Source organism: Candidatus Zixiibacteriota bacterium (genome assembly GCA_020853795.1).
GTDB lineage: Bacteria > Zixibacteria > MSB-5A5 > CAIYYT01 > CAIYYT01 > JADJGC01.
The window spans coordinates 1-11,813 of record JADYYF010000002.1 but is presented as its reverse complement, the minus strand read 5'-3'; the positions used below and the strand labels follow the sequence as shown (position 1 = coordinate 11,813).

Below are 11,813 nucleotides of genomic sequence, written 5' to 3'. Positions count from 1 at the left end.
GACGTTGTCAAACACCTATCGTCCTAATCCATGACTCGCATCATCGCCCACCGCGGATCGTCAAAGCTCTTCCCCGAGAATAGCTTGGCCGCTTTTCGCTATGCCTGCGAGCGGGGCGCCGATGCTCTTGAAGTTGACCTGCGCTGCTCGCGGGACGGCGTCATCTACTGCTTCCATGACTACCACCTCGCCCGCATGACCGGCTATTCCGGGTATCTCAGCCGCACCTCCTCCAAGGTCGTGGATAAGCTTCGCGTCGAATCGCGACAACATGTCCTCCACTTCGAACGTTTCGTCGAGGAGTTCGCCGGGCAAATCGATATCGTGCTCGACATCAAATCACCCGGGATCGAAAGCAAAATCATTGCGATTTTGGGCCGCCATGCATCCAATCACAGGTTGATTTATTCAAGCTTCAATGCCAAAATCCTGATGCGTGTCAAAGCCTTGCTTCCCAGCGCTCATACCGCACTCATCGTCGGGCCGATTCGTAACATGAAGGTAAAATTGGACTTAGCTGCATATCTCATCGAGCGCCTCCAACACCTCCGTTGCTCCGCCGTCCATCTCTCCAAGCTCATCGCCAAACCGGCGCTCGTTCGGCGGCTGAAGCAGGCCGGTTTTCACGTCGCCGTCTGGACCGTCGATGACGTCGCCGCTGCCGGCAAGTTGGCAGCTTCAGGCGTCGACGGCATCATCTCCAATCTTCCCGAAGCTCTCGGGAATCCGGCCAATCGGAAGCTCATCGTTAATAACTGACCGCAGATGTCATGTTTAGACTTTGCCCCCTCTCTCTCGTCTCTTGTCGTCCGATATTATCCAACGGGCGGCTTGCGGAAGTCGTTTTGATTTCCTAAGCCGGAAAGGAACGGCTGAATCATGAGTAAGATCTTCTTCGCTTTCCTGGTCGTCTTCGCGGCGGCAGCATCTCAGGCCCAAGTGCTTAATGAAATCCTGGCCAAGCACACCGAAGCAATGGGCGGCTTGGACAAGATGCGCCAGATTGCGACGGCGGAATTCGATTTCAGCTACCAGATGGGCGGGATGACCGGCACCGCGAAAATGTACTATAAATCCCCCGATCGCGTCCGTTATGAGCTTGACCTGCCGCTCGCCGCCTATACCCAGGCCTGCTCCGGCGACGATTGCTGGATGAGCGACAAATCGGGGCTCACCCATTCCCTTGGCGCCGAGTACAAAGCGCTTCTCATCACCCAACTGGCCCTGACCACCGGCAGCTATCTCGACCCGGCCGCCTTTGTGGGGCAGGTCTCACTTGTGGCGCCCGATCGTCTCGTCGATTCCGTTCGCTGCTGCGTTATCGAAATCGCTCCCACAGGCGGCCTCGCCGCGCAGCTCGCCATCAACAAGCAAACCTATCTGATCTATCAGACTGTCGTCGACATGGATCTGGCCACGATCATCTCCACCTACTTCGACTACCGCGCCGTCGACGGCGTGATGGTGCCGTTTCGGACCATCGAACGCACCGAGGCCGGCCTGGTCGCAGGCTCCAACGAAGTGCTCTCCGCCAAATTTAACCAGCCCATCGACAATGCGCTCTTCCGCGACCCGCGCGCTGGCACCGAAGCGCTCACGACCATCAAGAGCGACTCCGTTATCGTTCCCTTCGAGTTCTGGAATAATCACGCTTATGTCGAAGTCAACATCGATGACCGGCGCAAACACTACTTCATCTTCGACAGCGGCGCCGGCGGCTCGGCCATCAATGCACGACTTGTCGATTCGCTGAATGTCTCCAAATTGGCGGATATCGAAGCGCATGGCGTCGGCGGCGCCCAGCAAACACCCGCCTACAAACTCGACCGCCTGGTCATCGGCACCCTCGAGTTCGTCGACCTGCCCGTCTTTGCCGTTGATCTCTCCGCCATTGAGCAGGCGAGCAACCGTACCATCGACGGCATCATCGGCTACGATGTGCTCAGCCGCTGCATCGTCAGCATCGATTACGACAAGAAACTCCTGGTCCTTTACAGTAACGCGACCGCGCCGCGCGCGTCGTGGGGCGATTATTGCGACCTCACCATCGATTTTCATCTGCCCTATGTCGCCGGGAAGGTCAATGATTCGATCCCCGGCCTGTTTCGCATCGACACCGGCTCCGGCTCTACCATCGACTTCAACTCTCCTTTTGTCCAGCGGAACCGACTGATCGGCGGCGACCGCAGTCAATACCAGGAAATCCGCGCTGTCGGCATTGGTGGCGGCTCGACCGGATTGATGGGAGTCCTGCCCGCGATTGAACTCTGCGGCCGGCGCGTTGACTCCCTTCTGGTCAACTTCTCGACCAGCTCCGCGGGGATCTTCTCCGGCGAACACACGGCCGGTAACATCGGCGCCGGCTTGCTCAAACGCTTCCGCGTCACCTTCGATTACGCCAACGAAAAGCTCTACCTCGCGCCACTGGCCGGTCCCGCGCCCGCACTGTCCGGCTTTGAGCGCACCGGTCTCACGCTGCGCTCACAAAATGATACCGTTTTCGTTGACGCCGTCCGCACTGGCTCGGCTGCCGCTGGCCTGATCGAGCCCGGGGACCAACTGCTGTCCGTCAACGCGACGAGCACGGTTGGGACGCCGCTGGCAGAAGTTGAGCAACAGTTGGTCGTCGCGCCGGGCGATTCTGTGAATTTGAAAATTCGCCGCGGCGAACGTATTATCAAAGTGAGGTTGATTCTGGACAGCGCGTACTAAATTGGGCGCGCCTGCCGATAATGGATGTGATATGGAAATAACATGGAGGTAATAAGTTGCGTGTAGGAATCGTGACCGGCGGCGGTGATTGCCCCGGCCTCAACGCTGTCATCAGGGCCGTCGTCCGCAAAGGCATCAATAAGAACGGCTGGGAAATCGTCGGAATTCGCGAAGGCTGGAAAGGCCTCATGGGCGACACCAACGTCCAGCCCCTCGGCATCAACGATGTCTCCGGTATCCTCCACCGGGGCGGCACCATCTTGAAGACCTCCCGAACCAACCCGTTCAAGAACGGCGACGGTATCGAGGAAGTCTTGCGAAACATCAAAGACCTCGAACTCGATTGCATTGTGGCGGTTGGCGGGGAAGATACACTGGGGGTCGCCCAGAAGATGTCCGCTCTCGGCATCAACGTCGTTGGAATTCCCAAGACCATCGACAACGACCTCTCCGGCACCGATACTACCTTCGGCTTCGACACCGCGATCAATATCGCGATGGAGGCCATCGACCGTCTGCACACCACCGCCGAGTCGCACAACCGTGTTCTCGTGATCGAAGTCATGGGTCGCCACACCGGTTGGATCGCCCTTTACGCCGGCGTCGCGGGCGGCGCCGACGTGATCTTGATCCCTGAGCGCCCCGTTCTGGTCGACAAGGTCTGCGAATTGATCCGCAAACGTCACAAGCGCGGGAAAGACTTCTCAATCGTGGTTGTCGCCGAAGGCGCCAAGGTCTCCTTCGACAACAAGGTCGATGCCAACGGTTCGCTTATCGTCAAAGACATGGGCGTCGACCAGTTCGGCCATGTCCGCCTCGGCGGCATCGGCACCTTGCTGGCCGACGAAATCGAGAAGCGCACCAAATTCGAAGCCCGCGCCGTAATTCTCGGCCATATCCAACGCGGTGGCGCGCCCACCGCCTTCGATCGCGTACTGGCGACGCGCTACGGTTCGGCTGCTGTCGACTTCATCCGCGACGGCAAGTTCGGTCAAATGGTCGCCTTGCGCGGCAACGAAATTGTTGGTGCGGAACTCACGGAAGCGGTATATTCCTTGAAGAAAGTCGATGAGCGGCTTATCGAAATGGCAGAGGAATATATTGGCTAAGTCGATTGTCTCGGCGTTCATTCTGACCATGCTCCTGACCGCGGCGGCGGCGGCCTCGCAACCTGCCGGAACCACCGCGCTGGGGGTGCGCCTCGGGCTGTTCACCAACAAATCCAACGAGCTCAATCAGCCCAATGACGAAGTCAAGCTGTTCGGCAACCGCACCAACTTCTACGTCGAAGCCTACGCCAATTACTACCTGACCCGCTGGCTCGCCGGTGTCCTGAACCTCGGCTCTTATTCCAAGGGCGACATCACCTTCGATGTCTACGTCAACGGCGTCTTCGACGGTCAATTTCTCGGCCAGGCCTCGATCTTTCCAATGCAGCTTGGTCTGAAGGTTTCCCCCTTCAGCACTCAGTTTCCCGGCAAGGCCCGGCCTTATCTCGAAGGCGGCGGCGCCTTCATCATCGGCCGCGAAACCGCCACGCTCGGACCCTACGACTCCTACTGGGCGCGCTACACCGACGGCTCGGTCGCGAGCGAATCCGACTGGGGCTGGTGGCTCGGCGGCGGCGCCGAAATCCCACTCACCGAGGCCCTCTCGTTCGACACGATGGTCAAGTACCTCGACAACAAATTCAATGGCGATATCGCGGGAATTAGCAACTACTCCGGGTGGCAATTCTCGATAGGGATAGTGTACGTCTTTTTGCGCAAATAGCACGGAAGGTGGAGGATTTCATGGCGACTAAAGTAGCGATTAATGGATTTGGACGCATCGGACGTCTGGTCGTTCGGAAAGCGATCACCGAAGGCAAACTTGACTTCGTGAGCGTCAATGACATCACCGATGCCGCTACGCTGGCCCATCTCTTCAAGTACGACTCGATTCATAAGAAATTCAATGGCGAGGTGCGCACCGAAGGCGACAACCTCGTCATCAACGGCAAAACCATCAAGGTTACCAAAGAACTCGACCCGGCCAAACTCCCGCATGCCGCCAACGGCGTGCAGGTGGTCGTCGAATCCACCGGCAAGTTCACCGACCGCGACGGCGCTGCCAAACACATCACCGCCGGCGCCAAAAAAGTCCTGATCTCCGCCCCGGCCAAGGGCCACGACGGCACCTTCGTGCTCGGCGTCAATTGGGACCAGTACGACAAGTCCAAACATCATGTCATCTCCATCGGCTCCTGCACGACCAATTGCTTGGCCCCGGTGGTCAAAGTCCTCCACGACAAATTCGGCATCGAGAAGGGACTGATGACGACCATCCACGCTTTTACCAACGACCAGAAAATTCTCGATCTGCCTCATAAGGACCTGCGCCGCGCCCGCGCCGCTTCAATGTCAATGATTCCGACCACGACCGGCGCCGCCAAGGCAATCTCCGAAGTCATCCCTGAGATGAAAGGCAAACTCGACGGCCTGGCCGTGCGCGTCCCCACTTCCGACGGATCGCTGGTCGATCTGGCGGCAATCCTGAATAAGGAAGTGACCGTCGATGAACTCAACACCGCCTTCAAGGAATACGCCCACGGCAAGATGAAGGGCATCCTCGAATACTGCGAAGAGCCTATCGTCTCTATCGATATCGTCGGCAACAACCACTCGTCAATTCTCGACTCCAAGCTGACTCAGGCCAAAGGAAGCATGATCAAGGTGTTCTCGTGGTACGACAACGAGTGGGGCTTCTCGTGTCGGATGGTCGAGGCGCTCGAGAAGATGATGTAGGGGTGCGCCATGAACAAACTCTCAATTGACGAACTGCAATTGAGCGGGCGCAAAGTCCTGATGCGGGTCGATTTCAACGTCCCGCTCAAGGACGGTCGGGTCACCGACGACTTGCGTATCCGCGAATCACTGCCGTCGATCAACAAAGTCGTGAACGGCGGCGGCAAACTCATCCTGATGTCGCACCTCGGTCGCCCCAAGGGCGGTCCCAGTCCCGAATTCAGCCTCAAACCGGTAGTTCCGGTCCTGGAGAAGCTCGCCGGGAAGAAAGTGCACTTCGCCGTTGATTGCGTTGGCGCCGCAGCCGAGCAAGCTGTTGCCGAACTCAAGAACGGGGAAATCCTCTTGCTGGAAAATCTGCGCTTCCACAAGGAAGAGGAAGCCAATGATTCCGACTTTGCCCAAAAACTCGCCTTCCTCGGCGACGTCTACGTCAACGACGCCTTCGGCTCTGCCCACCGCGCTCATGCCTCAACTGAGGGCGTGACCAAGTACTTTGATCAGTCAGCCGCCGGCTACCTGATGAAAAAAGAACTGGAGTTCCTCGGCGGCGCGCTGAACAACCCCAAACACCCGTTTGCGGCTCTCCTCGGCGGCGCCAAAATTTCCGGCAAGATCGATGTCATCACCAACCTCCTCGGCAAGGTTGAGAAAATCCTCGTCGGCGGCGGTATGGCATTTACGTTCTTGAAAGCTCAGGGCAAAGAAATCGGCGGATCGCTTCTCGAAGCCGACAAGCTCGATCTGGCCGCGGACTTGCTCAAACAGGCCGCAGCCAAAAACGTCAAGCTGATCCTGCCGGTCGATTTTGCCTGCGCTGCAGAAATCTCCAACGAGGCCACCGTGAGCTATCACGCCGCCGGGTCGATCCCCGCCAACCTTAAGGGACTTGATATCGGACCGGAAAGCGTCAAGCTCTTCTCGAAAGAGCTTTCAGATTGCCGCACCGTTGTCTGGAACGGACCCATGGGCGTTTTCGAAACCGACAAATTCGCCGTCGGGACGATGGAGATGGCCAAGGTACTCGCCCAGCTCACCAGCGGCGGGACAATTACTGTCGTCGGTGGCGGTGACTCAGCCGCAGCGGTAGCCAAAAGCGGTCTCGAGAAGAAATTCTCGCATATCTCGACCGGTGGTGGCGCCTCACTGGAATTTCTTGAAGGCAAGGTCCTGCCGGGCGTCGCGGCCCTGACGGACAGGTGAGCGCGCTATGACACGAATCAAAATCGCCGCCGGCAATTGGAAGATGTACACCACGCCGGCGGAGGCCAAAGCCCTTGCCGGTGCGATCGCCCAACATCTTGGCGTTGCGACGTCTCCCCAAGTCGTTCTCTGTCCACCGTTTACGTCAATAGCAGCAGCCGTGGATGTGGTTCGAGGCTCGGCCGTCAAGGTCGGCGGCCAGAATATCTATTGGGAAGACGAAGGCGCTTATACCGGTGAGGTCTCCGGCAGAATGCTGTTGACCCTCGGCTGCTCGCACGTTATCTTGGGACATTCTGAACGACGGCAGTACTTCTTCGAGACTGACCTCACTGTCAACTCCAAACTCAAGAAGGCGTTGTCGATCGGATTGACTCCTATCGTCTGCGTCGGTGAAACCCTCGAACAACGGGAAGCCGACCTGACGGAACAGGTAGTCCGAACGCAGATCAGCGGGTGCTTCAGCGGTATCGCTCGAGAGGACCTGCCCAAGACCGTCGTCGCTTACGAACCGGTCTGGGCTATCGGAACCGGCAAGACCGCAACGCCGGAGCAGGCGCAAGCCGTCCACCGACTGATCCGCGACTTGCTGGCCGCATCGCACGGCACTGCCGCAAATGACCTGCGGATTCTGTACGGCGGATCAGTCAAACCGGACAATGCGCGCGAACTCTTCAGCCAGCCGGATATCGACGGCGGGCTGGTCGGCGGCGCAAGCCTCAAGGCGGAGTCCTTTGTCAGGATAATTGATGCAGCTCGTTAAGAGCAGGAGGAATAGAGAGTGTTCACGGTTCTGGTTGTTATTCACCTCATCGTTTGCCTCGGCCTGATCATCGTCGTGCTGATGCAGTCGTCCAAGGGCGACGGTCTCGCCTCGGCCTTCGGCGGCGGCGCCTTTTCCGGCGCGGTCTTCGGTGGACGCGGCGCTTCGACGTTCCTGTCCAAGGCCAGTTGGGTGCTCGCGATCCTGTTCATGGTGACCTGCATCGGCCTGACGCTGTCTTCACGCGGCGGCGTGACCACGTCCACGCCGGAATCGGCAGTCGAACGCGTTGTCGGCGAAGAGCGGCAGCAGATGCCGACCACAACCCCGGCGCAGCAGCCAACTCAGCAGCCCACACAAACTCCTCCGGCGGGTGGCGGCCAGTAGCTCGTTCCCCAATCTGAATTCATTGACGGCAGGTCCTCTGGAACCTGCCGTTTCTTTTGCCGTGCACCCTCGCTGCTGCAAAAGAGGACTTGACAGATTCGTAAACGGGATTATATTCAACTGCACATGATGAAAGTTACTCTGATCACGGCTCTCTTCGGCGTCTTCACGCTTGGCTACTATTGGTGGTGGTATGCCCGCACCGCGGATAGTGGCGCCGTACCGGTGTAACCTCAGTCTGACGGAAAGACTACTGAGCCCACTGTCCGCAAGGATGGTGGGCTTTTTTCATGTCTGGTAAAAAAATGAACATCCTGGACTCACTTGTCAACGCTCGCGCCGCCGCCCAACTCGACCTGGGTTGCGACGAAATCAATCTGCCCGGCGACCTCGAAACTCCGGTCTCCGCCTTCTTGAAACTCCGCCCCCTGGGTGCGCGATTTCTACTCGAATCGGCGGAAGACCCGGTTGCGCTCGGTCGCTACACCTTCATCGGTATCAATCCGCATCTCACCCTTGAGCTGACGGCGGAGGCCACCGTGATCAAATCGGCCGCGCAGACGATGACAATCCCTCATGGCGCCGCGGCGCCGTTTGATGGAATCCGGCAACTGCTGGGCCGCTTCACTGTCGGCTCCGGGCGCAGCGACCTGCCGCTGCTTGGCGGCCTTGTCGGCTTCGCCTCCTATGAAATCGTTCAGTTCTTTGAGCCGCGCCTGCGCGGGCTGCTCACATCGTCCGCTGTGCCGCTTGGTCGTTTCTTCTTCGTCGATACCCTGCTGGTCTTCGATCACTTCCTGCGGCGGATGACTTTGCTGCGTCTGCACAATGCGCGCGAGCAGCTGGCCGCCGGTTCCGAGCCGGTCGCACTCGAGCAGATTCGCGCGGCGCTGCGGCGCCCGATTCCCCGACCGTCGCTGATCTCCCGGCCGCCGTCGAAGGATTACCTGTCCAATTTCTCTCCGGCGCAATTCGAGCAGATGGTCGGCACTGCGCAAAAACACATCTTCCGTGGCGATATCTTCCAAACCGTCCTTTCCCGGCGGGAAGAACGCCCGTCCGCCGCCGATGGTTTTCACATCTATCGCGCTCTGCGCATGCTGAATCCGTCGCCGTACATGTTCTATCTCGACTTTGACGACATCGAGCTGATCGGCTCTTCCCCCGAGGCAATGGTCAAATTGCAGGGACGCCAGGCAATGGTCCGCCCGATCGCCGGCACGCGTCGTCGCGGCCGTACCATCGACGATGACCGTCGCCTGGCCGACGAACTCCTCCACAATGACAAGGAACGCGCCGAACATGTGATGCTCGTCGATCTCGGTCGCAACGACCTTGGCCGCGTCTGCGACTACGGCTCAGTTCGCGTAACCGACATGATGCACCTCGAACGGTACTCCCATGTCATGCACCTGACTTCGACCGTCTCCGGCACGCTCCGTTCCGATTGCACCGCCTTCGATTTATTCCGCTCCGCCTTTCCCGCCGGAACCGTCTCCGGCGCCCCGAAACTGCGCGCTATGGAGGTCATCGCGGAATTGGAGCACAACGCCCGCGGCCCCTACGCCGGCGCCGTCGGCTACTTCTCGCTCTCCGGCGAACTCGATATGTGTATCACCATCCGCACCATCATCAAACAAGCTGGTTGCGTGCGCTTGCAGGCCGGCGCCGGCATTGTCGCCGACTCCATCCCCGAGCAGGAATACCTCGAAACCGCCAACAAAATCGCCGCCCTGCGCGAGGCCGTCCGTATCGCCGAGGAGGAACTCACATGATCCTCTTCATCGACAACTATGATTCTTTCACCTACAACCTCGTGCAGTACATCGGCGAACGCGACCGCGACATCACCGTCGTGCGCCCCGACGCGGCCACCCCCGCCGTCATCGCCGATCTCCGGCCCGAGCGCATCGTCATCTCGCCGGGGCCGGGTCATCCGCGCGATGCCGTCTTGTCGCTGGAAGTCATCCGTCGCTTCCACACCACGATTCCGATCCTCGGCGTCTGTCTCGGTCACCAGTGCATCGCCGAGGCTTTTGGCGGGGAAGTGCGCACTGCCGATCGCCTCGTGCACGGCAAAACTTCCGACATCTACCACCGCGGCAAGGGCGTCTTTGCCGGTCTGCCGAACCCCTTCAAGGCGACGCGCTACCATTCGCTGGTCGTCGCCGAGGAAAACCTGCCCGCCCAGCTCGAAGTCGTCGCCTATACCTCCGACGGCGAAATCATGGGCCTCATGCACAAGACCGCGCGGCTCTTTGGCGTCCAATTCCACCCCGAGTCGATCTTGACCGTCGACGGCATGAAGATCATCAGCAACTTCCTGGACGTGGCCGCATGATCAAAGACGTTCTCTCCAAATTGGCCGAGCGGGAATCGCTCGCCTTCGCCGAGACCGCGCAATTCATCGACGCGGTCGCGGACGGCCAGGCAACCGAGGCGCAGATCGCCGCCTTTCTGATCGGCTTGCGTGCCAAGGGCGAGTCCGTCGCGGAAATTGCCGGCTGCGTCGCGGCCCTGCGCCGTCGCGCCCTCGCCGTTCCTCATCACCAGTCATTGGTCTTCGATTGTTGCGGCACCGGTGGCGATGGCACCGGCACCTTCAACATCTCGACCGCCGCCTCGCTGGTCGTAGCCGCCTGCGGCGTGCCGACCGCCAAGCACGGTAACCGTGCCGTTAGTTCTTCCTGTGGATCGGCTGACCTGCTCGAAGCCGCCGGCGCGGACATCGAGCTGTCCCCTGACCGCGCTGCGCAATTGCTCGATGATCTCGGCTACGTCTTCCTCTTCGCGCCCGCCTATCATCCGGCCGCCAAGCGCGTTGCCGGCGTCCGGCGCGAACTCGGCATTCGCACCGTCTTCAATCTGATCGGCCCGCTGCTCAACCCTGCGCGCGCCACGCATCAGATGATCGGCGCGGCCACCCGTCCGGCCGCTGCCATGCTCGCCGCCATCGGCGAATATCTCCCCGAACTGAACGTCACGACTTTGCACAATTCGCGCGGCTACGATGAGTTGCTCCCCCTTGGTGTCAACCACCGCTATCGTTGGCTCGACGGCGCGCTCCTCGATGACGAGATCGAACTGCCCGTCAATATTCACAACGGCTTTCCCGCTACGGCCTTGCGCGGTGGTGACAAAGATGACAACGTTCGCCTGCTTCGAGGTATCCTCTCCGGCGCCGACTCGCCCCTCGCGTCCGCCACCGATCTTAACGCCGCCTTCGGTCTTGTCATTGCCGGCCATGTCGAGAATTTGGCCGTCGGCGTGGAGCTGGCCCTTGATGCCCGCCGTTCCGGTCGCGCCTTGCGCCTTCTCGATGACTACATTCACGCCAGTCGGGAGGAAGAATAGATGCTCGAATCAATTGTTGCCGCCGTTCGCCGCGACCTCGCCGTCCGTTCGCGAGATGACTGGCGTCGCCAGATCGAGCAACAACTACGCGATCGCAACGGCCACCCGACTCCCTCCTTCCGTGCCGCGCTTTCCGGCCCTGGTGAACAATTCATCTTCGAGATCAAACGCACTTCTCCTAGCTCGGCCGGCACCAAGGTTGATCTCGACCCGGCTGAATTGGCGCGCCGCTACTGGAGCGAAGGTGCCGCCGCCGTCAGCGTCCTGACCGAACCCACGCATTTCGCCGGATCGCTGGACGATCTTCGCCAGGTTGCCGAGCGCATTCCGCTGCCGATTTTGCGCAAGGACTTCATCGTCGACGAACTGCAAATCCTCGAAGCCAAAGCTGCCGGCGCTGCGGCTGTCCTGCTGATCGTCGCCGTGCTCGCTCAGAAGGCCTTGGCGAATTTGCTCGTCGCCGCCCGCGCTTGCGGCCTCGACGCGCTGGTTGAAGTCCACACGCCGCGCGAACTCAAGATCGCTCTCGATATCGGCGCCGAGATGATCGGCGTCAATAATCGCAATCTCCAAACTTTGGCTATCGATCTGACCGTCGGCGAGCGCCT

12 protein-coding genes are annotated in these 11,813 nt (G+C 59.7%); all 12 read left to right on the top strand.

What is annotated here, in order from left to right; translation table 11 throughout:
* Positions 1-84: 84 nt before the first annotated feature.
* A complete protein-coding gene (locus tag IT585_00120) occupies positions 85-759 on the top strand; it encodes a glycerophosphodiester phosphodiesterase (GenBank protein MCC6961635.1) in 675 nt (224 codons plus the stop codon).
* 120 nt (positions 760-879) lie between these two features.
* The gene (locus IT585_00115; protein ID MCC6961634.1) at positions 880-2,712 is read left to right on the top strand and encodes an aspartyl protease family protein; all 1,833 of its coding nucleotides are present in this window, start codon (positions 880-882) and stop codon (positions 2,710-2,712) included.
* Positions 2,713-2,768: 56 nt separating this feature from the next.
* Positions 2,769-3,821, top strand: a complete 1,053-nt coding sequence (locus tag IT585_00110) for a 6-phosphofructokinase (GenBank protein MCC6961633.1) — start codon at positions 2,769-2,771, stop codon at positions 3,819-3,821.
* On the top strand, positions 3,814-4,485 hold the full coding sequence (locus tag IT585_00105; GenBank protein MCC6961632.1) for an outer membrane beta-barrel protein: 672 nt from the start codon (positions 3,814-3,816) through the stop codon (positions 4,483-4,485). Before IT585_00110 ends, IT585_00105 begins: the two co-directional genes overlap by 8 nt.
* Positions 4,486-4,505: 20 nt before the next feature.
* Positions 4,506-5,498: a type I glyceraldehyde-3-phosphate dehydrogenase gene (gap, locus tag IT585_00100; protein ID MCC6961631.1), complete on the top strand. Its 993-nt coding sequence runs from the start codon at positions 4,506-4,508 to the stop codon at positions 5,496-5,498.
* Between the two features lie 9 nt (positions 5,499-5,507).
* Complete coding sequence (locus tag IT585_00095; GenBank protein ID MCC6961630.1) at positions 5,508-6,701, top strand: phosphoglycerate kinase; 1,194 nt, start codon at positions 5,508-5,510, stop codon at positions 6,699-6,701.
* A gap of 7 nt (positions 6,702-6,708) precedes the next feature.
* Entirely contained in the window at positions 6,709-7,464 is a 756-nt protein-coding gene (locus IT585_00090; GenBank protein MCC6961629.1) for a triose-phosphate isomerase, read from the top strand.
* 18 nt (positions 7,465-7,482) lie between these two features.
* Positions 7,483-7,851 (top strand): preprotein translocase subunit SecG, encoded by a 369-nt coding sequence (secG, locus tag IT585_00085; GenBank protein MCC6961628.1) that lies wholly within the window; start codon positions 7,483-7,485, stop codon positions 7,849-7,851.
* Positions 7,852-8,141: 290 nt separating this feature from the next.
* Positions 8,142-9,626 (top strand): chorismate-binding protein, encoded by a 1,485-nt coding sequence (locus IT585_00080; protein MCC6961627.1) that lies wholly within the window; start codon positions 8,142-8,144, stop codon positions 9,624-9,626.
* Positions 9,623-10,192, top strand: coding sequence for an aminodeoxychorismate/anthranilate synthase component II (locus IT585_00075; protein ID MCC6961626.1), 570 nt, complete (start codon positions 9,623-9,625; stop codon positions 10,190-10,192). The genes IT585_00080 and IT585_00075 overlap by 4 nt, the downstream gene beginning before the upstream one ends.
* Positions 10,189-11,205 carry an anthranilate phosphoribosyltransferase gene (gene trpD / locus IT585_00070; GenBank protein MCC6961625.1) on the top strand — a complete coding sequence of 339 codons (1,017 nt, stop codon included), beginning with the start codon at positions 10,189-10,191 and terminating at the stop codon, positions 11,203-11,205. Before IT585_00075 ends, trpD begins: the two co-directional genes overlap by 4 nt.
* On the top strand, positions 11,206-11,813 hold a 608-nt coding region (locus tag IT585_00065), incomplete at its 3' end, for an indole-3-glycerol-phosphate synthase (protein MCC6961624.1).